Raw genomic sequence first — 24,748 nt, 5'->3', positions numbered from 1 at the left:
GTGACAAACATGGACGAATTTGAACAACAGCCATTTAGCGATGCAGAGTTTGCAGAAAACCCAGAACAGCGCTGCCCAGTAGTTCTTTTATTGGATACGTCGTATTCAATGAGCGGCGCGCCGATTGCGCAATTAAATGAAGGACTGGCAACGCTTCGCCAAGAGTTGATGAATGACCCAATGGCTGCAAAACGGGTCGAATTGGCGATGGTCACCTTTGGACCAGTCGAGATAAAATCCGACTTTGCCACAGTGGATCATTTCTACCCTGAAACTCTTGAGGCGAACAACGCGACACCGATGGGCGAAGCAATCGTTACCAGCCTAGACATGTTGCGCCAGCGCAAAGATCGGTACCGTGAAAATGGGGTGAAATATTACCGCCCTTGGGTCTTCCTGATTACTGACGGTGGACCCACCGACAGTTGGAGTGAAGCGAAAACCCGCGTGCATGAAGGCGAAGAGAAAAAGGAGTTCATGTTCTATGCTGTTGGCGTTGACCAAGCTGACATGAACGTGTTGTCGCAAATTTCCACACGGCAACCGCTCAAACTCAAGGGATTGGCCTTCAAGGAACTTTTTCAATGGCTGTCCAGTTCGCTTAGCGCGGTCTCACAGTCCAACCCCGGTGATGCTATCAACCTTGAGAACCCCACCGCCCCGGATGGTTGGGCCGTAGCAGGGTAACGGGGTGGCATGGCGTTGGGCGGCAGCGTCCGAAATTGGCACCTCGCACATTCAAAACGACGGCAGACTTGAAGATGCCTACGCCGTTTCGTGCATGGCAAATGACTGCATTTTCGCAGTTGTGTCAGATGGTGCGGGCAGCGCGAAATTTGGAGTCCATGGTGCTTGGCTTGTTTGTCGCACTCTGACGGTGCGTTTCCGCGAGTGGTTGAGGGACAATTCGGAATTACCAAACGACGAATTGTTAGTTGATTGGATTGATGATTTGCGGGATCGGATTGCAGCAATCGCAAATCAACGCGAAAGTACACCCCGACAATTTGCGGCGACTTTGGCGGCTGCATTAATAACGCCAGATGAAGTGCTGACTCTGCATGTTGGCGATAGCGCCATTGTTGGACGACGGGGCACCGATTGGGAGGTGCTTTGTTGGCCCGAAAATGGCGAATATGCGTCCACCACCTATTTTGTTACTGACGACCCGGAACCGCGCTTGAACATCGCCCGCCAGCCAAGGGAACACGATGCATTTGCATTGTTTTCAGACGGCGTGGGCGATTTGGCGTTGTCACACTCAGAACAGGCCGCACATCAAAGGTTCTTTGTGCCGATGATGCGCCCGGTTGACGCAGCGACGGAAGACGGACGCCTGCCCAACCTTTCGTCCAAGCTGAGGGGCTATCTTGCTGGCGCAGCCGTCTGTGAGCGCACTGACGACGACAAAACGCTTGTCCTCATTTCCGGGGGCTGATCGTGCAGGAAATCGTTATCGGGAATAGTCGATTTTCAGTTGCTGAGTTGATTGGCAAGGGCGGCGAAGGTGAGGTCTACGCGATCAAGGGTCGGTCTGGGCAGGCCGTCAAAATCTACAACGCCGGTTTGCGTTCAAAGCGTGAAGACAAAGTGCGTGCGATGGTTGGCGAAGGCCTTGCCATAAAGACTGACCTTGTGGCCTATCCTGGTGAAATCGTCACTGACAACCAGGGCAACTTCCTTGGATTTGTTATGCGACTTGTGTCGGGCTACCGCCCGCTGCACGAGCTTTACAGTCCTAAATCCCGCCAACGCTACTTCCCGAAAGCCGACTACCGGTTCATTGTCCATACTGCACTGAATGTGGCCCGCGCCGTGGGGAAGGTCCATCAAACAGGCTGTGTCATTGGCGACTTGAACCATTCCGGTGTTCTGGTGGCGCAAGATGCGACTGTTGCCCTAATCGACGCTGATAGCTTTCAGTTTCGCTTGAATGGAAAGTCCTATCCCTGCGTCGTCGGCGTGCCGGAATTTACGCCGCCCGAACTTCACGGAAAAAACCTCGCATCTGTAGAGCGTACGATTGAGCACGACAACTTCGGGCTTGCCGTTGCGATCTTTCACCTGTTGTTCATGGGCCGTCACCCATATGCGGGGCGTTATAGCGGTCCAGATATTTCCATGGGCGATGCAATAGCACAAAACCGCTTCGCGTTTTCGCTGACACGCCAGTCCGCTACGCGGACAACACCACCCCCCGGCGCACTGACACTCGATCTATTTCCCGACGCCGCTGTGACTGCGTTTGAACAAGCTTTCGGATTGAACGCTGGCGTGCGTCCTAGCGCGTTGGATTGGGTTGGTGCCCTGACGAAGTTGGAACGCTCACTGAATCACTGTAGCAGGGTCAAGACGCACTATTTCCCAAGCAATGCCAAGGGGTGCGTATGGTGCGCACTGACGGCCAATAGCGGCTTTGACATGTTCCCGGACCTGTCAGCCGTCACGCCGAATATTCCAACTGATACACGCGGGACAGAACAAGCAATCCGCGAAATACTCGCCTTCCGCTTCCCAACGGTTGCTGACCTGCTGCCGCAGGCACCTGCCCCGCGTGGGGCAAGTGCCGCTCTCAGTGAGGCCAAGAGTGGCAAGCGCGGGCGTGCTTTCTTGGGTCTGCTCATGATGGGCGGCGCTGTTGCCGGGTTCATCGTCGCTATTCCCGCATGGTTTGTATGGGTCGGGCTGGCGATTTGGGGGTGGGTTACGTTCTCAGACCGTGAAGTTGAACCCGGCCCCTTCCAGAAAGCCTTCAAGGACGCAGATGAAAAGGTGCAGCGCGAGTTGGAATCATTCGTTCGCCGGAATGGTCTGACGGAGGTTGTGAAGGTGCGCGGCGATCTGGACGCCACAATCGCCGCCTACAAAGGGCATGACGAGGCGCTGACGCGCGAGTTGATGATATTGAAATCCAACCGGGAGTCGCGTCAGCGACAGGCCTACCTTGACGGTTTCTCAATCCGTCGCGCCAACATTTCCGGGATTGGGCCTTCCAAGACAGCGACGCTGATTTCGTTCGGGATCGAAACCGCTGCCGATGTGAGTCGATCATCCGTGCTGAGAGTACCGGGTTTTGGTGACGTCATGACTGGCAAGCTGGTGGAGTGGCGGCGTAGGCACGAATCCCGGTTCAAGTATGACCGAACAGCCAACGCTCAGGACGTCACTGACGAAAGAGCATTGCGTGGGCGTTTCGCGGCTGAGAAACTCAAATTGGAGTCCAGTATCCGCAATGGGCTGGGAACACTTCGCAATGCTAAGGCGCGGCTTGATGCGTTGCCAGCAAAAGCACGTAGTGACAGTGCGCTTTTGGTGGCGCTGGGAACCCGTGCACAGGCCGAACAAGACTTGAATATCCTGGGGGCTTCCGTTCCGACTTCAACAGTGGCGCTGACAGTGACGCCGCCACCCCAGCCCGTGCGACAATCACCAAGAGCGCCAACGCCCAATACTCCACCGACGGCACCACGCGTAGCAAATGCCGGAGGCACACCTGATTGCCCCTACTGCGGAAGGTCCATGGTCCTGCGTAGGGCACGGAGGGGCAAAAACGCCGGGAATCAGTTCTGGGGTTGTTTAGGCTATCCACATTGCAAAGGCACCCGAAACCTGGTCGGAAAATCGAGCTACAACCCATAGGCCACTTAGGCGATCTTTGCGACATAATGGCCGATGCCACGTGTATTGCCTACAACCCCAGCCCTCGCTGCCTTCCGAACGTCCAGTCTATCCCGCCGCCGGACATGCCAACCCCGGACACTTGCAGCCCGATGCGCCGCTCCAATGTGGTGTTCCACGGCACGAGGCTGAACCCTAAGCCGTCGTCGATCATCGCGAAGCGTCCGCTGGCCAGTTGCGTGCTGCCGGTGAGTTGGCCTGCAAACTGGCTGCCGGGTGTCACGGGCTTCCATTTTCTTCCTTGTTCCGCAGCCATCGCGCGCCCGACGCGTTCGACCTCACGCGCCTCGAGGCGCTGGATGAGGTCTCGCGGCGCGCGTATGCGACCATTGCCGAGATCGACTGCATCTCCGCGCGTCACCAGCACGCGCTTGCGTTGGTCCATCGCCCGGCCTGCCTCTGCACCGAAGCCCGTTTCTCTGACCGCGCCCCGCCTCTGCGCGGTCAATTCCCTATCGAGCCAGGTCGCGCCATCGTGGGTTACTTGCCGGTCCAGACTGATTGGCGAGAGCAGGGTCATACGCGGGCCATGGCCGTGGCGTTTGCGATCATGTGCAAGCCCCTGTCTGGGCAGGTCCGTCGGCACTTTCCAGTGATCGTCACTTCTCCGCTCGACGATCCCCGCTCGCCGCAGGGCTTCGAGCCGCCGCACATGGGCCGCGACAAATCGGGCCGGATTGGGGCTGATCTCTTGTTCCCGGGCCATCTCGATGTGCCGCGACGGTTTATAGGTGCCGTCGCTTTTTGTGGCCGCGAGTATGTTCCGGTCAGCCGCTCTTGGCTCCGTTGGCGGCGGTGTTGCCGACACGATCATGCCGCGTCCGATCCCCTCGCAATGATCGGCACGCAGCTCGATCTGGTGCACGCGGCCATCGGTCCCGTCGATGACCAGCTGCATCCGGTCGCCAGACCCGTCGCCCGCGAGTTCCTTGGCAAGAACGCGGCCAGCGATCTGCTGCTGCAGTCCGTCTCGGTGCATCGTGAGCTGTGCCGCCCCGCGCTGCGCCGCCAGATCGTTGGCATCCAACGCGCGATACATCGATTTGATGATATCGCCGCGCTCCCCCATCGCACGCAGCGTAGGTTCCGTGCTGTCGTCCAGATGCCAGACACCCGGCGCGCTCTGTTCAGCAAGACCGAGTTTTTCCAGATACTGCGCCCTGCCGATCAACAGCGCGCGATTCCGCTTCATCGTCTCCAGCATGTCCTTGTCCGGTCGCAGATCAGCAAATTCGTTGTTCGCCCTCTGCTCGGCCATCAGCATCCGGTCGAGCCGGGTAAAGCGCTCGGCGTGCACTTCGCGGCGCAGCTGGTCGGTCACCTCGAGGTCGGTCTGGTGTCCAAGTTCCAGTGTCACGATGTCGGTCGCCCGTTCGCGGACCCCATGCGCGATGTAATCTCCTGCGATGTTCAGAATCTTGCCGTCATCGGTGATCCCCCGGACCAGAATGTGGGTGTGCGGATGCCCGGTGTTGTAGTGATCGACCGCGACCCAATCGAGCCGAGTTTGAAGATCGGCTTCCATCTGCGCCATGATATCTCGGGTCGTCTGGCGCATGTCGGCAAGCTCGACACCGTCTTCTGCGGAGACGATGAATCGGAACTGATGGCGGTCCTCACGGCCCCGGTCGAGGAAGTCCCGACCGTCGGCTGTGTCTTGATCCGCCGAATAGACCTGACCCTTTTCGCCGTCCAGCGTGACACCGTCACGCTCCAGATACCGCAGATGCGCATCGACCGCCTTTGCACTGACAAATGACCGCCCGCGCGACGCACCGCGCTGCGGATTCAGCTTCACGATCCGCGCTTTCACGGTCACCCGACGGGCGCGGGTTCGGGTCCCGTCAGCGCTTCGGGACCAAGGACTCCGGCCTTTCAACTGCGCCGCCACCTTGGCACCCCGGCCACGGGCGTTGAACCGTCCGCTTGCCTTCCTCTTCCCGGCCAGCCTGTTCGGGTCACCGCCCGCCCGGCGGATTGCTCGATGCACGTCGGCCAGGAAGCCTCGTGCCGGGCGCTGCACGCGTGGGGCGCTCTGGGCGCGGTCCCGGACCTTACCGGGACGGATGCGGAGGTCGTTCTCATCTCGGGTCATGGGACCACGATCGACGCCCATTCTGGGTCAATCAAGCAGCGTTTGAGGGGCGTCGAAGCCTGGCGTGCAAAGAGAGGCTGTAGCGGGTTCCAGCGCGAACACACCGCGCGGCGTGCCACGTCTAACTATTGATATCATTGAGAAAAACGGAAAACCCTGCCGCACGGCACGGTGCGGCCCATCGGATATCACGCCGAAAAACAATGTGCAGACAACAGCTTAGGGCCACAGGCCCGGGCAGCGAGGAACTCGCTTTATCTTGCCATCCCCTTCCGTAGCTCCCGTCGGCCCTCCCAAAAAGCCCAATGCGTGATGTTCATCATGCCGCCAACGTGCCTGCGCAGCCAACCGGACCGGGATGATTCGAAGCTCGGCAATATCGCTCTGAGGCATGGCGGTCGCCGGTCGAATTCATCGCGAGACGCCGATGCGCCGGACAATCCAACTGTCCGTTTTGTACGCTGTGGCAAGCCGTTTTGCGCGGACGGTCTGCGTGATCTGCACAAGCCGAACGCATGGCTCCATGCTATCTTGCATGACACCTTTGACTGGCCCTTCCCAGCAGCAGCCCCGTCCGTCCCGGACGGTCGATGCCGCGCGGATCGAGGCGGCGCTCATGAAGGTGTCGAAGCTCGTTGTCCAGGACGCAGCGTTTACACCGATCTTCGAGCGTCTTGAGGCGGAACTGGCCGCAGCCGTGAAGGAAGAGACGCGGCTCACACAAGTGCAGCGCCGGGCGCATGCCTTGCTGGGTCAGAAGGCGATCCGGGCGACAAGCTCGGCGACATGTTCCAGTGACGCGCCCTTGCCATACCGCTCACGATCAAGCCGGTGACCGAAAAGGTCGCGGCGAATGCGATCATCGATCCCGGCGGCCAGCATGCGGTCTTCAAAGGAATGTCGCAACGAGTAGAAGGAGTGGCGCGGCGTCTCCAACATCCCTTTGCCTCGGAGGAATTTGTTCACAGTCGCGCTCAATGTGGCGCTGTCACGGTAGCGCGGAAACCCCTCGGGGAATTCCTTGAAGGCCTCCAGCGATACGCCCGTCAGCGGGATCATGCGGCGGGCGTACTGGCTCTTCAACTGACGGCCTGTCGGTTCAATCGAGATGTGCGGCACGTTATGGTCGAGCCGGATCGTGTCCGCCGTCAGCGCTGTCCCCTCGGACGGGCGAAAGCCTGTGTTCACCATCCCCAACAGCAGGCCGCGCGCTTCGCCGTTCAACCCTTCCAGCGCGCCGGGTGCCAACAGCCTCGTTCTGATCCAGTCTTCGCTGAAGGGCGGGCGGGTCCTTGCCTCGCCCTCCTTGAAGGACAGCTCGCCAAGCGGCAGCGACAACCCAAGCCGCTTCATCGTGTTCACCGTCTTGAGCACGTCGCCCAGATGGATCAGGTCCTTGTTCGCGGAATTCGCCGTCACTTCACCTGCCTCGATCCGGTCGAGCCAGTGCTGGCGGAAGTCGAGCATGTCGTCGCGGGTGATGTTCGCGATCTCCTTGTCACCGACGACCGCAACGAAATTCTTGATGGCTTTGTTCCGGGGGGCTTCCCAACGGCGCAATTGGTCTTCGCTTTTGCCGAAGGTCTTCTCACGCGCAAGCGTCCAGTAGAGCTCGAGCGCCTTGGTGACCGTTATGCGGGGTTCGGGGATGGTGCCGAGAAGGGCTGCAGCCTCGACCCTATCCGGTTGGTTCGCAGGCGCAGGGATGGCCTCAACGCGCTCCAAAACGTCGCCGACCGGAAGTTCCGCCACAGAACTTGCGTCCAGATACCGAAAGCCGCGAACTCGGGCCAGCTCCCGCGCGGCCTCATAGCGGGCCTCCGCGTCGCGGCTATCCCCAGCCAACCGCGCCTCCCATGCCTCAATCATCTGGCTCCACGCGCGATCCGCCTTGCTCCTGGCAACCATCTCGGAGTCCGTATGCAGGCTGATCCAGACCGTTTCGCGTAGCTCAACCCCTCCATACCGGCGCGGAACGCGGCGGCGGAGATGGTAGAGACGGCCTCTCTTTGCAATGCTAATGACGGAAAACCTCCGCGTTTGTGCAGCAAATTGTGTAGCAAAATGTGCAGCAAATCAAGCGGACCGGGAACCGCCATAAGCGCGAAAACGCCGAAATTCGCACTATTATCAGCGCGTTACGAAACAGCGATCTTGGGGTAAATGGCGGAGAGACAGGGATTCGAACCCTGGGTAGGCTTGCACCCACAACGGTTTTCGAGACCGCCCCGTTCGACCACTCCGGCACCTCTCCGCGGGGGTCTTGCGGCGGGGGATAAATCGCCCGCGCGCCATGTGCAAGCCATTTTTTGCACAATTCACCGCCGACCTGCGGTTTCGTGATCGGGCAGACCTTGGCACTTGGTGTGTGCGGGGCTAGTCTGCGGGGGAATTGACCAGCCGAAGGGGCCGTAAGTCCGATGAAACTCAACAGATTGGTGCCGGTGTTTGCCTTTGTTTTCATGGTGCTGGGGGCGGTGCCAGTGGCGCAGGCCGCCGAAGAACAAGACATCCGCGAATTCTTGGAGGTTACGGGCTTTGACGTGGCGATTGCCTCGATCCAGCAAGGGGCCATGGCCGGGCCTGCCCTAACGGGCGAAGATCCCGATATGTTTGGTCGTCAGTGGGTCAAACTGGCGGAGGAGGTTTTCAACCCCGATGAGATGATCTCAGAGGCGGTCGAGATGATTGGCGCCGTTATGCCGGATGAGCTGCTGAATCACGGCGCGGATTTCTACAGCAGCACTCTGGGCCAACGGTTGGTTGAGGTCGAAAACGAAAGCCATATGGCCGATGACACAGAAAAATACGCCGAGGGTGAACGACTGACGGGTGAGTTGCTGGACCAAAACAGCATCCGGCTTGAGTTGTTTCGCGAAATGGGCAAAGCTATTGGGTCGACCGAAACGGCTATCAAATCCATCGTGGAAATCCAAGTCCGCTATCTGATGGCGGCGGTGGCGGCCGGGGTCAGCGACTTTGATATTTCCGAGGAAGACCTGCGTCTGATGCTGTTGGAACAGGCGGGCGAGATGCGACAAAATATCGAAGTAAATAGCCTTGTGGCAAACGCCTATGCCTATCGTGATCTGTCCGACGAAGAACTGATCGACTATCTGGCCGCGTTGCAAGACCCGAAAATGGGGCAGGTCTATGAGATTCTAAACGCCGTTCAATACCAGATCATGGCGGAACGGTATGAAACGCTGGCCAGCCGTCTGGCCGATCTGCGTCCAGAGCAGGAGCTGTGATGAAACCCGGACTGCGGCAAACCCTTTGCGTTGCAGCGGCGCTGTCAGCCCTCTTGGTGCTTTCTGTGCCATCTGTGTCCTATGCGGCCAGCCGTGATGCAGGAGCGGCTGCGCAGACCGAGACACAAGCTTATGACGAACTTTGGTCGCTTCTGCGGCTAGATGATCTTGTCGAGATCATGCGCGAGGAAGGTGCCAGTATGGCGCTGGAGGCCGATGTTGATCTTCTGGGCCATCCCGGTGGTGATCCGTGGCGCAAGCGGGTGCAGGCGATCTATGATTCCGACCGTCTGCAGGTCGAAGCCGAACAGGCGATGGAGGCGTCGCTGGATGCCGCCCACTTAGATGCGCTCTGCGACTTCTATAAATCCGAGGACATCCAGAACGTTGTCGAGCTAGAGATCACAGCGCGCCGGGCGTTTATGGAAGGCGATGTCGAAACCCGCGCGCGCAGTGCCTGGCTTAGCGGTCGCGCCCTGACGCCGCACGAGGACGTAATCGTGCATTTTGTCGAGGTTAACGACCTTGTCGAACGCAATGTCATGGGCGCGCTCAATTCAAATTATGCCTTCTTGCGCGCGTTGACGGATGCCCATCCGGTGCCCGGTGAGAAACTGACCGAGCAGGAAATCCTGTTCGAAGTGTGGTCGCAAGAGGTCGAAATCCGACGCGACACATCCGAATGGCTGTTTGCCTTCCTGTCGACCGCCTATGACCCCGTGTCAGCAGAGGTGCTGGAGGCTTACGTTGCATTTTCGGAAACCGAAGCGGGGCACGCGCTGAACCACGCGATGTTTGAAGCGCTGGATCAGGTTTATGTGCGCCTATCCGCCGACCTTGGTCGCGCGGTGGGAGAGATCGGGGCGCAGCAGGACCTTTAGTCGAAGGACGGGCAGGGGGGGCGCTCAGTCCTCTGGCACGCCGTCCAGCCCCTTCAACCCGTCGACCATTTCGCTCAGATGCGCCTCGTAATTGCGCCATTTTCCGATGGACGAGTTGTAAAGCGGCTGGCGCACCTGCGCCAGTGACAGGGTTTTCACATTCCGGTCGGTCTTGTGAAAATCAAGGCAGGCGTCTTCCCACTCCAACCCGCAGAACTCCAGCAGCTTGCGCACTTCTTGTTCTGGGTTGGCCACCAGCGTTTCATACTCGATCTCGTAAATACGGTCGGGGGCCATGTCGCGCCAAAGTGCCAAATATTTGGTGAAGAGCCGGTAGGTTTCGACAAGGTCAGCTTGTGCATAAGAATAAAGGTGCAATCCGGTTACGAACCGATTTTTGAAGATCGACCACAGATTGTCACGCGGGTCGCGGCGCAATGCGACGATCTTGGCATTGGGCAGTGACAGCCACGCCAAAGGCGCAATCTGATAGGTCGAGATTGTCTTGTCGGTGATCCGCTTCGCCCCCGGCACGCGAATGTCGATGGCCGCCTGATAGTCACGCCCTAACGTTTCTAGCTGCGTCGGGGTCATGTCCGCAATGGTGCCACCGTCGCGGTCGGTCTTCGCCACCGCCTGAAACGCCATCGGGTGCAGGATGCCTAGCTCGTCGCCGCCGGTGACGGTCGAATGGCTGGCAAGAATTTGTTCCACCAACGTGGTGCCAGACCGCGGCAGGCCGGTGATGAAAATGGTCTGGTTGTCTTGATAGCCGACCTTGCCGATCCGGTCCGCGTCGAACCCGTCGAGAAACGCTGTCAGGCGATCAAAATCGCGTTGCGCCTTGGTTTGGTCATGGGGGTGAAGCTTGGCCATGATCTGGTTTGCGCGCGACAGGTAGTGCCAGGCTTTCTCATAGTCGCCCGCATCCTCCATCACTTTCAAAAGCCCATAGCCGAGATCCATGCGCCCATCCTCGGGCAAATCATCGCGCGCCCACAGGGCTTCCATTTCGGCGACTAGGGGGTCATCGGCTGCCAGCTTCTTGCCTTGCGCAATCATCCGGTAAACAGCGCCAGAACGCACACCCCGTTCCACGGCCGCGCGCAGCACCGCGTCGGCTGCGTCCATCGCCCCTTCTTGTTGCAAGAGATTGGCGGCAATGGTGATAACGCGCAGGCTGTCAGGGTCGGCCTTGAGGGCGGCGTCGATCCGTTCGCGGGCAGCTTCTGCGTCGCCCGCAAGTTTACGCGCCACCGCCCCAAGCGCGAGTGTTTCCCCGGTGGGCGGGACAAGACGTTCCAGATGATCCAGATCGGCAATGGCCTGCACGGCGTTTTCCAGCGTCACATGGGCCTGTGCGCGGGTCAAAAGGGCAAGCCGGTTGTCAGGGTCTTGTTTCAGCAGCAGATCCAGACATTCCAACGCTTCGCGTGGCGCGCCCAGATCGTGATAGAGCTTGCCCAGATTGCCCAATACGATTGGGTTATGTGGGATCAGGCGGCGGGCTTGCAGCAGAACCTCTTTTGCCTCGTGCCGCCGTCCGGTCGCCAAGAGGAGTTGGCCCAGTTGCGCGGCGGCTTCGCCATAATCGGGGTCGATCTTTAGGGCGGCGCCAAAGGCGGCCTCGGCCTCGTCCAAGCGGCCCAGACTGGCAAGGGCGGCACCGTGGATGGTCGACAGGATTTCGCTTTTGCCGTGTGTCGCGATCAGTTGATGCGCCTGCGCTTCGGCCTCGGCCATCTGGCCTGCGTTGATACGCGCGACAAGCGCATTAATCTCGGCCGCTGAAACCTTTGAGGACACGCGCGCGGTGCTGGTCTGGGTCGCGTCCATGGCTTTGGCGATGGCCTTACGATCCCGCTGGCCCAGATTGGCGGTTTTCAATTGCGCCTTTGCGTCCTTCCGGGCCTGATCATTCCCATAGGCGGCGACGGCAGTGGCATATGCCTGCCATACCTTCACCTCAGCCGGGGCGAGTTTGACGGCGCGGGCCAGTAGTTGGCTTGCGTCTTTCGGGCGACCCGCCTGCAGATGAATTTGGGCCATGTGAAACGGTATCTCGGCCCGTTTGGGGGCCAGCTTTGATAATTGTGCGAAAAGATCCAATGCCTCGCGCGACTTGCCCGCGCGCGCCAGCCCCAAGGCGCGGTTGAACATGGCCGGGATTTGGTTGGAATTCAGCGGCAGCATCACGGGGCTCCTTGCGGTAAGTTTTTCGCGTCGCAGGCCGAGGCGCGCACGCTGGACATTTCCTTTCTTGGCCTAATATGTCATGACAAGGCCTGCAAGGGTTGTTGACGCGGGTGTCCGAGGGGCAGAATTATCCACGGATATCGTCTTGACTTACTGGCGAATTCGCCCGATAAGCCGCCACTCCTACCGGGAAATTCCCGTGTGGGAGCTTTAACTTTGCCCATCGGGGCGCGCAGTTCGAGGCAAGTGAAGGGATCACCCCTTCGTCAAACACCGGTTCATCCGGGGCCATAGGACGCGGAATATGAAGGAAGATCAAATGTTTGCGGTTATGAAAACCGGCGGCAAGCAGTATAAGGTCCAAGCTGGGGACGTTCTGCGTGTCGAAAAGCTGGCAGCTGATGCTGGCGAAACAGTCCAGTTCAACGAGATTCTGATGGTTGGTGCAACCGTCGGCACCCCCACCGTTGCCGGTGCTGGTGTGCAGGCCGAAATCATCGACCAGATCAAAGGCGAAAAAGTCATTCACTTTGTGAAGCGTCGCCGGAAGCACAGCTCGAAGCGCACCAAGGGCCACCGTCAGCAACTGACGCTCTTGCGCGTGACCGACATCCTTGAAAAGGGTGCCGACAAGTCGGGCGTGAAAGCTGCCATCGGTGCAGGTTCGGTTTCGGGTGGTGCAGTTCATGCTGCCGCTCCGGCCAAGAAAGCCGCGCCGAAGAAAGCTGCGAAGGCTGAAGCACCGGCTGCGGCCGCTGCGGATGATCTGACCGCAATCACAGGTGTCGGCCCGGCCGCCGCCAAGAAGCTGGCCGAAGCTGGCATCACCACCTTCGCCCAACTTGCGGCCGTTGACGTTGACAGCTTTGAAGCCGTCAAAGTTAAACCCGAGTGGGTTGAGCAGGCCAAAACACTGGCCTAATCAGAGCTAAGGAGAGATAGCATGGCACATAAAAAAGCAGGCGGTTCATCCCGTAACGGCCGCGACTCAGCCGGTCGTCGCCTTGGCGTCAAGAAATTCGGTGGTCAGATTGTGATCCCGGGCAACATCATCGTGCGTCAGCGCGGGACCAAAATGTGGCCGGGCGCCAATGTCGGCATGGGCAAAGATCACACGATCTTTGCGACTGTCGAAGGTCACGTCCAATTCCATAAAGGCCTGAAAGGCCGCACCTTTATTTCGGTTCTCCCAGTGGCGGAGGCCGCTGAATAAGCCGAACCTGACAAGGTTGTGAAAAACCAGGGGCCGGCTGTGATAGCCGGCCCCTTTTCTTTTCGTACCAAGCACATATTTGCTGTTCATCGGGATTTCACAATTTGGTCTTATTCCCCACCATATCCTGCGATATGTCCGGGGAAAGACTGATTGACCCGGTGCATTCTGCGCTTTTCAGAGGAGGGGAAGCCATGAAGCATATCGAGATCACACGCCAACCGCTTATAGACGCGGAGCGCTTTGTTCTTCGGCCCGTCCGACGTTCGGATGTTGGGGTGCTTTCCATGTATACCGCCGATGAACGCGTTGCGGCAGGCACGCGATCAATCCCGCATCCTTTGCCGCCCGGCACGACCGAGGCGTTCATCGATCGCGCATTGCAAAATGAACGGATCGAAGATGTTTGGGTGATGGACGCGGCCCAAGCCGAAGGGCGCGAAGTTCTGGGTGTCATCAGCTTGAGCCACTTGGATCGTGCCCAGTCGCAGCTTGGGTATTGGGTCGCGCCGGGGTTCTGGAACTCCGGCATCGCATCTGAGGCCGTGCAAGCGCTTGTCGCAGCCAACCCGCAAGAAAACACGACCATCTTTGCCGAGGTGTTCCAGGATAATGCGGCCTCGGCCCGTGTTCTAACCCATGCGGGGTTTGAATATATTGGCGATGCGGAAAGCCATTGTGTGGCGCGAAATGCCAATGTGCCAACTTGGACCTACATTCGGAAGATGGCGTAACGTCTTGCCATGTCACGTGAAATCAAGATCAACACGGAGCGGTTTACGCTTCGTCCGCTAACTGCTGCGGACGGGGAACATGTGGTGCGCCTGCTGGATGATTACGAGGTGGCGCGCTGGCTGACGGTTGTTCCCCATCCTTACACGTTGACAGATTTCAACGGGTTCCTCGCGCATCTTGCCGACACCTCGCCGCTGGGTGGATTGGCAATTGAAGAGGCGGGTCAGGTGCTGGGTGTGGTCGGTCTGGACCCGACGCTTGGCTATTGGCTGGGTCGTGCCCATCAAGGGCGCGGGGTGATGGGCGAAGCCGCGTTGGCGCTGGTCAACTGGGCCTTTCAGCAGCAGGATATCGACCAAATCGGGTCCGGGTATTTCGAAGGAAACGTGGCGTCCAAGTCTGTGCTGCACAGGCTAGGATTTCGTGACACGGGTGTCGTCGAAGATGTTAATTGCGTCTCGCAAGGTATTGAAGTCAAACTTGTTAAGGCTGAATTGACCCGTGATATGTGGGCGGCATCTCGATGATGACGCGGCTTGTCACCGACCGGTTGATGATGCGTCGCGCGCAACCCACGGACCTTGACGGGTTCCACGCCGTCGTCTCTGATTTCGAGGTGGTGCGGATGACGTCAAGTTGGCCGTGGCCCGCCGATCGCGCCTACACCAAAACACGGTGCGTTCCGATCAACGCGTCAAATGGCATGGCGGGGCCGGTGTTTTGCAAAGGCGAAATCGTCGGGATCATGGGCGCACTGTCGATATATGATGACGGGCCTGAACTAGGCTATATGTTCGCGCGCGCCCATTGGGGCCAAGGGTTTGCGACCGAAATGGCGCGTGCGCTGCTGGACCATGTCTGGGCGCAATATGACTGGGACGTGATTAAAGCCTCGGCATATGACGACAATCCCGCATCGGTGCGGGTTCTTGATAAGCTGGGCTTTCACGAGGTCGAGCCAACGATAGGCACATGCAAAGCGCGCGGCGGTGATTTTCCGCTTCGTTGCTTCCAATTGCCACGACCGCCACTTACGCGGACTTGATAACGCCCCAAACGGCCCTCAACTCTTGAGCCTCGGCTCATTTCCCTCTATCGCCAGTGTCACAACAAGAAAAGGCGCGTGCCCCATGAAGTTTCTCGATCTCGCAAAGGTCTATATCCGCTCGGGCTCCGGCGGCGGCGGCTGCGTGTCGTTTCGGCGCGAGAAATACATCGAATATGGTGGCCCTGATGGGGGTGATGGTGGACGCGGCGGCGATGTGATCGTCGAAGTGGTCGATGGTCTGAACACGCTGATCGATTTCCGCTATCAACAGCACTTCTTCGCGGGCAACGGACGCCCCGGCATGGGCAAACAACGCACCGGCCCGGATGGTGACGACATCGTGTTGCGCGTGCCCGTCGGGACCGAGATCTTGGACGAAGACCAAGAAACCGTGATCGCCGATATGACCGAAGTCGGGCAGCGCTTCGTGCTGGCCAAGGGGGGCAATGGCGGCTTTGGCAACCTGCATTTCACCAGCTCGACCAACCGCGCACCACGCCGCGCCAATCCGGGGCAGGAGGGTGTCGAACGCACCATCTGGCTGCGCCTGAAGCTGATCGCCGATGTGGGCCTGTTGGGTCTGCCGAACGCGGGCAAATCGACCTTTCTGGCGGCCACATCGAACGCGCGACCGAAGATTGCGGATTATCCGTTTACCACGCTGCACCCCAATCTGGGTGTGGTTGGCGTGGACAACGCCGAATTTGTCGTCGCGGATATTCCGGGTCTGATCGAAGGGGCAAGCGAGGGGCGAGGCCTAGGCGATCTGTTCCTTGGTCACGTCGAACGCTGCTCGGTCCTGTTGCATCTTGTGGATGGCACGTCCGAGGATGTTGTCGAAGATTGGCAGACCATCCTCACCGAGATCGAAGCCTATGGCGACATTTTGGGCGGCAAGCCGCGCGTGACAGTCCTGAACAAGATTGACGCGCTGGACGATGAAGAACGGGAAGAAAAACGCAAAGCACTTGAGGCCGTTGCCGGGCCTGTCATGCTGATGTCCGGCGTCGCCCAGCAAGGCACCGTCGAGGTTCTGCGCGCGCTTCGCAAAGAGATCTCCGAGGACCGCATCCGCCAGAAACCCGTAGAGGAGGAAGAGACGTGGCGGCCCTGACAGACGCCAAACGAATCGTCGTCAAGATCGGCTCGGCGCTTTTGGTCGACGCCAAAACGGGCGCGTTGAAGTCTGATTGGTTGCAGTCTCTGGCCACTGATGTGGCGGCGCTGAAGGCGCGCGGGGCGGATGTTGTGCTGGTCTCGTCCGGGTCCATCGCATTGGGGCGCGGCGTGCTGGGCTTGCCGGCTGGCACCTTGTCTCTGGAGCAATCACAAGCGGCTGCCGCAGTCGGGCAAATCCGGCTGGCGCGCGCCTATGAAGAGGCTTTGGCCCCCTTGGGCGCGACCACCGCACAGGTGCTTGTGACGCTGGAAGACAGCGCGGATCGCCGTCGTTACCTGAACACCCGCGCGACGTTGGAGACGCTGTTGTCACTGGGCGTGGTGCCCATCGTCAACGAAAACGACACGGTCGCGACCGACGAAATCCGCTTTGGCGACAATGACCGGCTTGCCGCTCAGGTCGCCGTCACGGTCGGCGCGGACCATCTGGTGCTTCTGTCCGACGTGGACGGATTTTATTCCGGCAACCCAAAGGATGATCCCTCGGCCACGCGTTATGACGTGATTGACACCATCACGTCCGAGATTGAGGCGATGGCGGGTGATGCCGGAACGGGACTGTCCAAAGGCGGCATGAAAACCAAGGTGATGGCGGCGAAAACCGCGACGGGCGCGGGGTGCGATATGACGATCACGCTGGGGTCACGTATGTCCCCGCTGACCGCTTTAGCTGGGGGGGCGGCGTCCACCTTGTTCACCGCCCGCACTGACCCGAAAGCGGCGCGCAAACACTGGATTGCTTCGATGAAATCACGCGGGGCGGTGGTGGTTGATACGGGTGCCGTGGCGGCGCTCAAGTCCGGGAAATCGCTGTTGCCCGCAGGTGTGGCCCAAGTGCGCGGAAGCTTCCAACGCGGGGACCCGGTCGAAATTCACAGCACCGATGGCACCCATCTGGGCGCAGGGCTGAGCCGCTATACCGCCGAAGAAGCGCGCGCCATTCAGGGCAAGCGATCCGACCAGATCGAGGCCATTCTGGGCTATCCGGGCCGTGCAGCCCTGATCCATCGCGACGACATGGCGCTGTAGCGGCCAAAAGCATGAATATTGGAGACAGACCAATGAGCGAAGACATCAAGGCCATGATGACAAAGATCGGACGCCGCGCGCGTGATGCGGCCAAGGTGCTTGCCTTCGCGCCTGCCGAGGCCAAAGAAAAAGCACTGCTGGCGGCGGCGGATGCCTGTTGGGACCGGCGGGCCGAGATCATCGCGGCCAATGAAGAAGACATGGCCTTTGGCCGCGACAAAGGACTGTCGCCTGCGATGATGGACCGTCTGATGTTGGACGAGGATCGCATCAAAGGGATGTGTGACGGCCTTCGCGCCGTGGCGGGGCAGGCCGATCCGGTGGGCGAAGTTCTGGAAGAATGGGATCGTCCCTCGGGCCTGCGCATCAAGCGTGTGCGCACACCGTTGGGCGTCATTGGCGTGATCTATGAAAGCCGCCCGAACGTGACGGCGGATGCGGGGGCGCTTTGCTTGAAAGCGGGCAATGCCGTGATCCTGCGCGGCGGGTCGGAAAGCTTCCATTCTGCGGGTCTGATCCACGCGTGTTTGCAGGACGGGCTGCGGGCCGCCGATCTTCCCGAAGATGCCATCCAGCGTGTGCCGACCCGTGACCGGGCGGCAGTCAGCCAGATGCTGACCATGACGGACTATATCGACGTGATCGTGCCGCGCGGTGGCAAAGGTCTTGTTGGCTTGGTGCAGCGCGAGGCCCGTGTGCCGGTCTTTGCTCATCTGGAAGGCATCGTGCATGTCTATATCGACAAGGACGCCGACCCCGACAAAACCGCGCGTGTGGTGATGAATGCCAAGACACGACGGACTGGGATTTGTGGCGCGGCAGAGTGTTTGCTGATCCACAAGGACGCGGTTGCGCTTGGTCAAAAGGTGCTGGACGATTTGATGGCGGCCGGGGTCGAGGTTCACGCGGGCGCGGGGCTGACCGGCACGCTTGCCGCGACCGAGGACGATTGGGGCAAGGAGTTTCTGGACAGCATCATTGCCGCCAAAATCGTCGCGGATGTGGACGGCGCGATAGAGCATATCAACCGCTATTCCTCGTCCCATACCGACGCGATCCTGACCGAGAATGACGCCACAGCGGCGCGGTTCTTCACCCGGCTCGACAGTGCGATCCTGATGCGAAATGCCTCGACCCAGTTTGCGGATGGGGGCGAATTTGGCATGGGCGCCGAGATCGGCATCGCGACCGGCAAGATGCATGCGCGCGGACCGGTTGGGGCGGCACAGCTGACATCGTTCAAGTACCTGGTTGAAGGCGACGGGACGGTCCGGGCTTAAGGCGACCTAGAACTCGACGCTGATCGAATGATCCGCGATCGTCACACCGGCCGTGCGACCCTGCCGGGCAAGCTCTGGGGCGACGAGCGCGAAATGCACCTGTGCGGGTGGCACATCCGTGCCGGGTTGCGGCGTCGACAACATCGCCCAAAGGTCAGGCTCGATTTTTAGCTTGTTCGCTTCGCCGCGGATTTGCCAATGGTTGCCGTCGCTGACGACACTAATCTGGCCGCCCCATGGCATCGCCGTTTCAAAACATTGCAGCAGCAAGAAAGCCAGCTTGACGGCTGCGCGCGGTTGATCCCCGTTCGGCTGCCAGTCAATCTCGATCTTTCGACCATCCACGCCGGGGGCCAAAGTAGCGCGAATCTCGCTTTCGGCGATCATCTGGTTGTCAGGCGCGGCCCCGAACGCAACGCGGAAATACCGGATGCGCAGGTTTGCGTTTGTCACGCTTTCCGCGATCAAGGCCATTTCCGGACTATCGGCCATGCCTGATAGCTGCAAAAGCTCAACGCCATTGCCGATGGCCCCCAAAGGGCTGATAAGGTCATGGCAGATACGAGATCCGATCAGTGCCGTCAGGTCGCGGTCTTGTTTTGTCATGGGGTGTGCCTTGAAAGGGAAAACGGGATGAGTTTAGGAGCGTTGCTGGAACCGGGCATGTTGGTGCGTCACCCCCAACAGCCGGATTGGGGGTTGGGGCAGGTACAGTCAAATATCGGCGGCAAAGTCACGGTGAATTTCGAACATGCCGGCAAGCAGGTGATTATGTCCGATCGAATTGATCTCATGCCAGTCTTCGAGCCTCCGAAAGCAACGTGAAGTAAATTAACCTACTCAAACACAACCCTAGATGGTATTCGGCCCAGTTGCAAACCCGGACCTGTCGCCATAGAAGCCCAGCAAGGTTAGCAAAACGTTAAAACCGATGCCCCAGCCTGATTTTGTCCTTCGCCTGGCCCAAGACGAGGCCGATCTGATCGCGGCGCAGCGCCTGCGATATGACGTTTTTGTGGACGAACTTGGCGGTAGCGGCGATTTGGTGGATCACGATGCGCGCCTGGAACGCGATGCGTTTGATCCCTATTTCGATCATCTGATCCTGTTTGATCGCGCTCGACCTGGGACACCTGCTGTAGGGGTTTATCGTCTGTTGCGCGGCGCACGCCTGTCTGACACACCCGGCGCGTTGAACCGGTTCTATTCTGAGGACGAATATGACCTGAGCGTTCTAAAGAACTCTGGCCGCAACCTTCTTGAATTGGGCCGATCCTGCCTGCACCCCGACTATCGCGGTGGTAGCGCCATGGTGGTGTTGTGGGGCGGGTTGGCAGACTACGTAGCGGAGCACAAGATCGAGGTGCTTTTCGGCGTCGCCTCGTTTCACGGCACCGATATCGACCTGCTCAAGGCCCCGCTGTCACTGCTGCATCACCGACATCTGGCGCCGGAAGGCCTGCGCGTGAGGGCACAGCCCGCGCAGTTTCAAACCATGAACCTGATGGCAGAGGACCAGATCGACCGGCCCGCCGCCATGCGCGCGGTGCCGTCATTGATCAAAGCATATCTTAGGCTGGGTGGTTTCGTGGGCGAGGGCGCGTATATTGACCATGATTTCAACACCACGGATGTATGCCTGATCATGGACACCGAACAGATGAGCGCGAAGCACACGGCATTCTACACCGGAAAGCCCCGCCCATGACCGCCCTGTGGCATGGCGAGCCAGAGCCGCACAGCTTCCATCCGACCGGCGCGGATTGGCTGCGCATTGTCGCGCGCGGCGTTCCCTTGGCGCTGCTTGTTTTTGGCGGGCTTGTGGTGCTGTTGCTTGTCCGGCTGATAGAGCGTCCCTTTTGCGGCATCAAACGCCCGGTCACGCCCCATATCACGCAATTCGTTTGCCGGATGGCGTTCGTGATCCTTGGCATCCCGTTCAAACCCATCGGAACGCCGATGCGCGAAAAGGGGGCTGTCGTGGCCAATCATGCGGGGTGGTTGGACATCTTCACGCTGAATGCCAAGAAACGCGTCTATTTCGTTTCGAAATCCGAGGTGGCGAACTGGCCGGGGATCGGCTGGCTGGCGCGCGCGACGGGCACAGTTTTCATCAACCGCGACCGGCGCGAGGCGACCCGCCAGATCGAGGTCTTTCGCGAACGTTTATCGGCGGGTCACAAGTTGCTGTTCTTTCCCGAAGGAACATCCAGCGACTCACGCCGCGTTTTGCCATTTAAACCAACGCTTTTTGCGGCATTCTTCACGCCGAAATTGCGTGATTTCATGTGGGTGCAGCCCGTGACTGTGCGCTATATCGCGCCCGACACGGAAGACCCGCGCTTTTATGGCTGGTGGGGCGACATGGATTTCGCGCCGCATCTGGTGCAAACCCTTGCCGCGCGCAAACAGGGCCGGGTCGAGCTGGTCTATCACACACCGGTCAAAGTGTCGAACTTTGCCAGCCGCAAGGACCTGGCCGCCTATTGCGAGACTGTGGTGCGGGGTGGGCTGGGCGATTTGAACGTCGAGGCGTCTTAACGGGTCATCGCCCCCAGCAAGCGGGCCAGCGTTGCCGAAGGATCATCGGTGCGCCAGATCTCTTCCCCGATGGCGAAGAAATCGGTGAACGGGGTCAAGGTGCGAATGATGTCTTCGGTCAGCGCACCTTCGGCCACCACCGGCACCTCGATCATTTTTGACCACCAGTCGAACAAATCAGCCTCGGCTTGGGTGCCGTCGCCTAGCCCTGTCGATCCCGCCGGACCAAAACTGACGTAATCCGCGCCCGCTTCGCCCGCTGTCATGCCGTCATGGCGCGAGGCGTTGCAAAACGCACCGACAATGGCGTCATTGCCCAGATCATCGCGGGTCTTGCGCACCCGACGCGCGCCGTCGCCTAGATGCACACCGTCCAAGCCCAGACGTTCAACCATCAAAGCGTGCTCGGCGATCACAATCGGCACGTCGCGGGCATGGGCAACCTCGCGGCACGTGTCGGCGGCGCGCATGATGCGGTCTTCGTCCTTTGTTGCCAGCGACAGGCGCAGGCAGGCCGTGTCGTGAGCATCCAGCACGCGGGCCAACTGGTCGGGAAACAGCGACAGTTCTAATTCGGGCGGTGTCACCAGATAAAGCTGGGGAAGTTCCATGTCGGTATCGGCCATCTTGCGGTCCTTTTCGTCTGGTGCTTGCAGCTTCATAGACGGCTCTTGCGCCAATGCAAGTGATTCAGACCAGCGCGCCACGCACGCTTGCTCTGGGCCGAATGCCAGCGTATCACGCGGCCAACCAAAAGGAAGGATCGGCGGTGGCGGATCAAATGACGGACAATCTGGGACCTCAGCCTGAAATCGTGCTGGTGCGTCCGCAGATGGGCGAAAACATCGGGGCGGCCGCGCGCGCGATGCTGAATTTCGGGCTGGAACGGATGCGGATCATCGCGCCCCGCGATGGCTGGCCGAACCCATCGGCGGTGGCCATGGCGTCTGGGGCAGGGCGGGTGCTGGACGCTGCCGGGGTCTATGACACGCTCGCAGACGGGATCGGTGATTGCGATTACGTCTATGCCACCACCGCGCGCACGCGGGATCTGGCGAAACCGATCCTCAGCCCCGAACGTGCGATGGCCGAGGCGCGCGCAATGCGGGCGGCGGGCAAGAAAGTCGCGATCCTGTTTGGGCCAGAGCGGACAGGGCTTGAGAATGATGAGGTCGCGCGGGCCAACGCGACAATCTCGGTCCCGGTGAACCCGGAATTTGCGTCACTGAACCTTGCGCAATGTGTGCTGCTGACGGCTTACGAGTGGCGACGACAGACCACCGAGGTTCAGCATGAGGTGATGGAGTGGGCCGGGTCCGAGCGCGCGCAGGCGATCGAGGTCGAAAAACTGGCCGAGCATTACGAGGCGCGGCTGGACGAGGCTGGGTTCTTTTACCCGCCGACCAAAGCCCCCGTGATGAAAACTGCGCTGCGCAATATGTGGAGCCGCATGCCGATGACACGCGCGGATGTGCAGATTTTCCACGGTATTTTGCGCCAGCTTCTGCGCGGCAAACAGGACTGATCAACCCTTTCGAGTGGCTGCCACAACCCAGATGACGGCCAGACCCAGCGATCCGACCGCGTTCAGGTTGGCCATGGTGACGCCAAACATCTCCCACGGGATTTCATCGCAGCGGATCAGCGGGGCGTCGTTGATTTGCGCCAGAAGATCGTCGACCGACAGGTCCGCGACACCGCCGCCGGTGCAGGAACTCGGACCGTCCCACAGTTTGCGTTCAACGCCGGAATGGAAAAAGCCGATTGCGGATGTCGTCGCAGCCGCCAATGCGCCCATCCATGCCAGCACTTTCTGACGCAAACCCAACGCGACACCGCCAATCAGGACGGCGGCGGCATGGGGCCAGCGCTGCCACAGGCACATCTCGCACGGCGCATAGCCCAGCGCCTGAAAGACAAATGCGCCAGCAAGCATCAGCGCGGACGACGCAGCGGCAATGGCGATCCATTGGTTTGCGGTGAGGCGGTCAAGCATGCTCATAGGTATTTCACCATATAGAAGCCGCCGAGCAGGATTACGACGAACAGGATGAACATCAAGCCAAGGCGACGTTCGATAAAGTCGCGGATTGGTGCGCCGAACTTCCACAACAGGGCGGCAACGACGAAGAAACGAAGGCCACGCGCGATCACGCTGGCCACCATGAAGACACCAAAGTTCAGGCCCGTGGACCCCGACAGGATGGTGATGACCTTATAGGGGAAGGGGGTCACGCCGGCAATCAGCACCGCCCAGGCACCCCACTTGTTATAAGTGTCGGCGAAATGGCCGAACTCGTCGGTCTTGCCGTAGAACTCCAACACAGGTTGGCCGACGCTTTCGAACAGACCCCAACCGATGAAATAGCCAAAAGCCCCGCCGATGACAGACGCGACCAGCGCGACCGTGGCGATAACGAAGGCGCGCGACGGGCGGGCAATGATCATCGGGATCATCAAGACATCCGGCGGGATCGGAAAGACCGAGCTCTCCATAAACGCCACCAACGCCAACGCCCAAAGCGCGTGGCGGGTGTCAGCCAACCCCATGGTCCAATCGTAAAGACGCCTGATCATCTGCGTGCCTCTTGTTTTTTCCTCACGAACCATGCGGGCCCTGCCGCGTCAAGAGTGAGCTGCAAGATCATGGCTTGATGCGTGGGGGTTGGCCGTTAAACTGCACAGGTCTGGATGACACGGGATGGCCCCGTGCAAATTACGAGTGCTGGAGAACAAGATGAAGTGGCAGGGACGGCGGGGAAGTCGCAATATCGAGGACCGTCGGCGCGCGGGTGGTGCTGCGCAAGTGGGCGGCTTGGGCTTGCTGGCCGTGTTGGCAATCGGGTATTTCCTTGGGGTCGATGTGACGCCTTTCTTGCAGGGCGGTGGGACCATTGGCGGCGGCGGTGGGGGCGAAATCACCGAAGCCGACCAACAAGCGGGCGAGTTTGTGTCGGTCACGCTGGCTGATACCGAAGAGGTCTGGGACGATCTTTTCCGAACGCAAGTGGGGCAGGCCTACAACCCGGTGACGCTTGTCTTGTATAAAGGCGTGACACAAAGCCCTTGCGGGGGCGCCTCGGGGGCGACCGGCCCGTTCTATTGCCCCGGCGATAACAAAGTGTATTTGGACACGAGCTTCTTCACCACATTGTCACGCCAGCTTGGCGCAAGTGGCGATTTTGCTGCGGCCTATGTGGTGGCCCACGAGGTCGCGCACCATGTGCAGGACGAACTTGGCATTTTGGGGCAGGCAAATGCGATCCGCGCGCAGGTTGGCGAAGAAGAAAGTAATGCGATTTCGGTGCGCATAGAGCTTCAGGCCGATTGCTATTCCGGTATCTGGGCGCGTGAAGTGCAATCGCGCTTTGGCACGCTGGAGCGGGGCGATATTGGCGAAGCGATGAATGCCGCGCGCCAGATCGGTGACGACACACTTCAACGCAATTCGGGCCGCGTGCCAATGCCGCACACCTTCACCCATGGCTCATCCGAGCAGCGTCAAAACTGGTTTGTGCGCGGATATGAAAGTGGCGATATGCGCGTCTGCGACACGTTTTCTGCCCAACAGCTATAAACCTCTGATTGTCGGATGGGGTATCACGGATGTCATCGGGCATGG

26 protein-coding genes and 1 tRNA gene are annotated in these 24,748 nt (G+C 59.8%); 18 read left to right on the top strand and 9 right to left on the bottom strand.

Going from position 1 to position 24,748, the window contains the following annotated elements:
* The first annotated feature begins 9 nt into the window (after positions 1 to 9).
* The 3 genes from MUY35_RS07120 to MUY35_RS07110 are packed head-to-tail and all read left to right on the top strand — an operon-like array spanning position 10 to position 3,639.
* Positions 10 to 687: a VWA domain-containing protein gene (locus MUY35_RS07120; protein WP_248365025.1), complete on the top strand. Its 678-nt coding sequence runs from the start codon at positions 10 to 12 to the stop codon at positions 685 to 687.
* Positions 688 to 691: 4 nt separating this feature from the next.
* Positions 692 to 1,438 (top strand): PP2C family serine/threonine-protein phosphatase, encoded by a 747-nt coding sequence (locus MUY35_RS07115; protein WP_248365024.1) that lies wholly within the window; start codon positions 692 to 694, stop codon positions 1,436 to 1,438.
* Between the two features lie 2 nt (positions 1,439 to 1,440).
* Positions 1,441 to 3,639 carry a topoisomerase DNA-binding C4 zinc finger domain-containing protein gene (locus MUY35_RS07110; protein WP_248365023.1) on the top strand — a complete coding sequence of 733 codons (2,199 nt, stop codon included), beginning with the start codon at positions 1,441 to 1,443 and terminating at the stop codon, positions 3,637 to 3,639.
* A 49-nt stretch (positions 3,640 to 3,688) separates the two neighbouring features.
* On the opposite strand, the gene MUY35_RS07105 is transcribed toward MUY35_RS07110, so the two are convergent.
* The 4 genes from MUY35_RS07105 to MUY35_RS07090 all read right to left on the bottom strand — a co-directional run bounded on the left by MUY35_RS07105 (position 3,689) and on the right by MUY35_RS07090 (position 8,027).
* On the bottom strand, positions 3,689 to 5,773 hold the full coding sequence (locus MUY35_RS07105) for a DUF3363 domain-containing protein (protein WP_248365022.1): 2,085 nt from the start codon (positions 5,771 to 5,773) through the stop codon (positions 3,689 to 3,691).
* A 411-nt stretch (positions 5,774 to 6,184) separates the two neighbouring features.
* Positions 6,185 to 6,493 (bottom strand): hypothetical protein, encoded by a 309-nt coding sequence (locus MUY35_RS07100; protein WP_248365021.1) that lies wholly within the window; start codon positions 6,491 to 6,493, stop codon positions 6,185 to 6,187.
* Positions 6,494 to 6,526: 33 nt separating this feature from the next.
* A complete protein-coding gene (locus tag MUY35_RS07095) occupies positions 6,527 to 7,795 on the bottom strand; it encodes a tyrosine-type recombinase/integrase (protein WP_248365692.1) in 1,269 nt (422 codons plus the stop codon).
* 142 nt (positions 7,796 to 7,937) lie between these two features.
* A tRNA-Ser gene (locus tag MUY35_RS07090) sits at positions 7,938 to 8,027 on the bottom strand.
* 166 nt (positions 8,028 to 8,193) lie between these two features.
* On the opposite strand from MUY35_RS07090, the gene MUY35_RS07085 reads away from it, so the two are divergent.
* Positions 8,194 to 9,024, top strand: coding sequence for a hypothetical protein (locus MUY35_RS07085; protein WP_248365020.1), 831 nt, complete (start codon positions 8,194 to 8,196; stop codon positions 9,022 to 9,024).
* Positions 9,024 to 9,905 (top strand): hypothetical protein, encoded by an 882-nt coding sequence (locus MUY35_RS07080; protein WP_248365019.1) that lies wholly within the window; start codon positions 9,024 to 9,026, stop codon positions 9,903 to 9,905. Before MUY35_RS07085 ends, MUY35_RS07080 begins: the two co-directional genes overlap by 1 nt.
* A 24-nt stretch (positions 9,906 to 9,929) precedes the next feature.
* On the opposite strand, the gene MUY35_RS07075 is transcribed toward MUY35_RS07080, so the two are convergent.
* Positions 9,930 to 12,098, bottom strand: a complete 2,169-nt coding sequence (locus MUY35_RS07075; RefSeq protein WP_248365017.1) for a sulfotransferase — start codon at positions 12,096 to 12,098, stop codon at positions 9,930 to 9,932.
* 322 nt (positions 12,099 to 12,420) lie between these two features.
* Here MUY35_RS07075 and MUY35_RS07070 point away from each other — a divergent pair, with 322 nt between their 5' ends.
* The 8 genes from MUY35_RS07070 to MUY35_RS07035 all read left to right on the top strand — a co-directional run bounded on the left by MUY35_RS07070 (position 12,421) and on the right by MUY35_RS07035 (position 18,585).
* Complete coding sequence (locus MUY35_RS07070) at positions 12,421 to 13,023, top strand: 50S ribosomal protein L21 (protein WP_248365691.1); 603 nt, start codon at positions 12,421 to 12,423, stop codon at positions 13,021 to 13,023.
* A gap of 21 nt (positions 13,024 to 13,044) precedes the next feature.
* Positions 13,045 to 13,314 (top strand): 50S ribosomal protein L27, encoded by a 270-nt coding sequence (gene rpmA / locus MUY35_RS07065; RefSeq protein WP_247035667.1) that lies wholly within the window; start codon positions 13,045 to 13,047, stop codon positions 13,312 to 13,314.
* A gap of 194 nt (positions 13,315 to 13,508) precedes the next feature.
* Entirely contained in the window at positions 13,509 to 14,048 is a 540-nt protein-coding gene (locus MUY35_RS07060; RefSeq protein WP_248365016.1) for a GNAT family N-acetyltransferase, read from the top strand.
* A gap of 9 nt (positions 14,049 to 14,057) precedes the next feature.
* A complete protein-coding gene (locus tag MUY35_RS07055) occupies positions 14,058 to 14,576 on the top strand; it encodes a GNAT family N-acetyltransferase (RefSeq protein WP_248365015.1) in 519 nt (172 codons plus the stop codon).
* Positions 14,573 to 15,094, top strand: a complete 522-nt coding sequence (locus MUY35_RS07050) for a GNAT family N-acetyltransferase (RefSeq protein WP_248365014.1) — start codon at positions 14,573 to 14,575, stop codon at positions 15,092 to 15,094. The genes MUY35_RS07055 and MUY35_RS07050 overlap by 4 nt, the downstream gene beginning before the upstream one ends.
* Positions 15,095 to 15,179: 85 nt before the next feature.
* Positions 15,180 to 16,211, top strand: coding sequence for a GTPase ObgE (gene obgE, locus MUY35_RS07045; protein ID WP_248365013.1), 1,032 nt, complete (start codon positions 15,180 to 15,182; stop codon positions 16,209 to 16,211).
* A complete protein-coding gene (gene proB, locus MUY35_RS07040) occupies positions 16,199 to 17,305 on the top strand; it encodes a glutamate 5-kinase (protein ID WP_248365012.1) in 1,107 nt (368 codons plus the stop codon). Before obgE ends, proB begins: the two co-directional genes overlap by 13 nt.
* Positions 17,306 to 17,337: 32 nt before the next feature.
* The gene (locus tag MUY35_RS07035; protein WP_248365011.1) at positions 17,338 to 18,585 is read left to right on the top strand and encodes a glutamate-5-semialdehyde dehydrogenase; all 1,248 of its coding nucleotides are present in this window, start codon (positions 17,338 to 17,340) and stop codon (positions 18,583 to 18,585) included.
* A gap of 6 nt (positions 18,586 to 18,591) precedes the next feature.
* On the opposite strand, the gene MUY35_RS07030 is transcribed toward MUY35_RS07035, so the two are convergent.
* Positions 18,592 to 19,191, bottom strand: a complete 600-nt coding sequence (locus MUY35_RS07030) for a histidine phosphotransferase family protein (protein ID WP_248365010.1) — start codon at positions 19,189 to 19,191, stop codon at positions 18,592 to 18,594.
* Between the two features lie 27 nt (positions 19,192 to 19,218).
* Here MUY35_RS07030 and MUY35_RS07025 point away from each other — a divergent pair, with 27 nt between their 5' ends.
* The 3 genes from MUY35_RS07025 to MUY35_RS07015 all read left to right on the top strand — a co-directional run bounded on the left by MUY35_RS07025 (position 19,219) and on the right by MUY35_RS07015 (position 21,126).
* Positions 19,219 to 19,410 (top strand): DUF3553 domain-containing protein, encoded by a 192-nt coding sequence (locus MUY35_RS07025; RefSeq protein WP_248365008.1) that lies wholly within the window; start codon positions 19,219 to 19,221, stop codon positions 19,408 to 19,410.
* 106 nt (positions 19,411 to 19,516) lie between these two features.
* A complete protein-coding gene (locus MUY35_RS07020) occupies positions 19,517 to 20,293 on the top strand; it encodes a GNAT family N-acyltransferase (RefSeq protein WP_248365007.1) in 777 nt (258 codons plus the stop codon).
* On the top strand, positions 20,290 to 21,126 hold the full coding sequence (locus tag MUY35_RS07015) for a lysophospholipid acyltransferase family protein (RefSeq protein ID WP_248365005.1): 837 nt from the start codon (positions 20,290 to 20,292) through the stop codon (positions 21,124 to 21,126). Before MUY35_RS07020 ends, MUY35_RS07015 begins: the two co-directional genes overlap by 4 nt.
* Here MUY35_RS07015 and MUY35_RS07010 read toward each other — a convergent pair.
* Positions 21,123 to 21,752: a thiamine phosphate synthase gene (locus MUY35_RS07010; RefSeq protein ID WP_248365690.1), complete on the bottom strand. Its 630-nt coding sequence runs from the start codon at positions 21,750 to 21,752 to the stop codon at positions 21,123 to 21,125. The genes MUY35_RS07015 and MUY35_RS07010 overlap by 4 nt on opposite strands.
* A 155-nt stretch (positions 21,753 to 21,907) precedes the next feature.
* On the opposite strand from MUY35_RS07010, the gene MUY35_RS07005 reads away from it, so the two are divergent.
* The gene (locus MUY35_RS07005) at positions 21,908 to 22,651 is read left to right on the top strand and encodes an RNA methyltransferase (protein ID WP_248365003.1); all 744 of its coding nucleotides are present in this window, start codon (positions 21,908 to 21,910) and stop codon (positions 22,649 to 22,651) included.
* Here MUY35_RS07005 and MUY35_RS07000 read toward each other — a convergent pair whose 3' ends face one another.
* Together MUY35_RS07000 and MUY35_RS06995 are read right to left on the bottom strand one after the other, a co-directional pair.
* Entirely contained in the window at positions 22,652 to 23,122 is a 471-nt protein-coding gene (locus MUY35_RS07000) for a disulfide bond formation protein B (RefSeq protein ID WP_248365689.1), read from the bottom strand.
* A gap of 2 nt (positions 23,123 to 23,124) precedes the next feature.
* On the bottom strand, positions 23,125 to 23,703 hold the full coding sequence (locus MUY35_RS06995) for a YqaA family protein (protein WP_248365002.1): 579 nt from the start codon (positions 23,701 to 23,703) through the stop codon (positions 23,125 to 23,127).
* A 160-nt stretch (positions 23,704 to 23,863) separates the two neighbouring features.
* On the opposite strand from MUY35_RS06995, the gene MUY35_RS06990 reads away from it, so the two are divergent.
* Positions 23,864 to 24,703: a neutral zinc metallopeptidase gene (locus tag MUY35_RS06990; protein WP_248365001.1), complete on the top strand. Its 840-nt coding sequence runs from the start codon at positions 23,864 to 23,866 to the stop codon at positions 24,701 to 24,703.
* The last annotated feature ends 45 nt before the right edge of the window (positions 24,704 to 24,748 follow it).

The organism is Aliiroseovarius sp. S1339 (assembly GCF_023195695.1).
GTDB lineage: Bacteria > Pseudomonadota > Alphaproteobacteria > Rhodobacterales > Rhodobacteraceae > Aliiroseovarius.
Note: the sequence above shows the minus strand (reverse complement) of the source record. Positions and strands in the feature narration are given on the sequence as shown.

Bases quoted from the DNA above. Each gene is read 5' to 3' on its own strand.
- MUY35_RS07005 (WP_248365003.1), top strand. From the start codon at position 21,908: ATGACGGACAATCTGGGACCTCAGCCTGAAATCGTGCTGGTGCGTCCG.
- MUY35_RS07030 (WP_248365010.1), bottom strand. From the start codon at position 19,191: ATGACAAAACAAGACCGCGACCTGACGGCACTGATCGGATCTCGTATC.
- MUY35_RS07050 (WP_248365014.1), top strand. From the start codon at position 14,573: ATGATGACGCGGCTTGTCACCGACCGGTTGATGATGCGTCGCGCGCAA.
- MUY35_RS07085 (WP_248365020.1), top strand. From the start codon at position 8,194: ATGAAACTCAACAGATTGGTGCCGGTGTTTGCCTTTGTTTTCATGGTG.
- MUY35_RS07060 (WP_248365016.1), top strand. From the start codon at position 13,509: ATGAAGCATATCGAGATCACACGCCAACCGCTTATAGACGCGGAGCGC.
- obgE (WP_248365013.1), top strand. From the start codon at position 15,180: ATGAAGTTTCTCGATCTCGCAAAGGTCTATATCCGCTCGGGCTCCGGC.
- MUY35_RS07000 (WP_248365689.1), bottom strand. From the start codon at position 23,122: ATGCTTGACCGCCTCACCGCAAACCAATGGATCGCCATTGCCGCTGCG.
- MUY35_RS07075 (WP_248365017.1), bottom strand. From the start codon at position 12,098: ATGCTGCCGCTGAATTCCAACCAAATCCCGGCCATGTTCAACCGCGCC.
- rpmA (WP_247035667.1), top strand. From the start codon at position 13,045: ATGGCACATAAAAAAGCAGGCGGTTCATCCCGTAACGGCCGCGACTCA.
- MUY35_RS07105 (WP_248365022.1), bottom strand. From the start codon at position 5,773: ATGACCCGAGATGAGAACGACCTCCGCATCCGTCCCGGTAAGGTCCGG.
- MUY35_RS07035 (WP_248365011.1), top strand. From the start codon at position 17,338: ATGAGCGAAGACATCAAGGCCATGATGACAAAGATCGGACGCCGCGCG.
- MUY35_RS07025 (WP_248365008.1), top strand. From the start codon at position 19,219: ATGAGTTTAGGAGCGTTGCTGGAACCGGGCATGTTGGTGCGTCACCCC.
- MUY35_RS07015 (WP_248365005.1), top strand. From the start codon at position 20,290: ATGACCGCCCTGTGGCATGGCGAGCCAGAGCCGCACAGCTTCCATCCG.
- MUY35_RS06995 (WP_248365002.1), bottom strand. From the start codon at position 23,703: ATGATCAGGCGTCTTTACGATTGGACCATGGGGTTGGCTGACACCCGC.
- MUY35_RS07010 (WP_248365690.1), bottom strand. From the start codon at position 21,752: ATGGCCGATACCGACATGGAACTTCCCCAGCTTTATCTGGTGACACCG.
- MUY35_RS07070 (WP_248365691.1), top strand. From the start codon at position 12,421: ATGTTTGCGGTTATGAAAACCGGCGGCAAGCAGTATAAGGTCCAAGCT.
- MUY35_RS07120 (WP_248365025.1), top strand. From the start codon at position 10: ATGGACGAATTTGAACAACAGCCATTTAGCGATGCAGAGTTTGCAGAA.
- MUY35_RS07080 (WP_248365019.1), top strand. From the start codon at position 9,024: ATGAAACCCGGACTGCGGCAAACCCTTTGCGTTGCAGCGGCGCTGTCA.
- MUY35_RS07055 (WP_248365015.1), top strand. From the start codon at position 14,058: ATGTCACGTGAAATCAAGATCAACACGGAGCGGTTTACGCTTCGTCCG.
- MUY35_RS07020 (WP_248365007.1), top strand. From the start codon at position 19,517: ATGCCCCAGCCTGATTTTGTCCTTCGCCTGGCCCAAGACGAGGCCGAT.
- MUY35_RS06990 (WP_248365001.1), top strand. From the start codon at position 23,864: ATGAAGTGGCAGGGACGGCGGGGAAGTCGCAATATCGAGGACCGTCGG.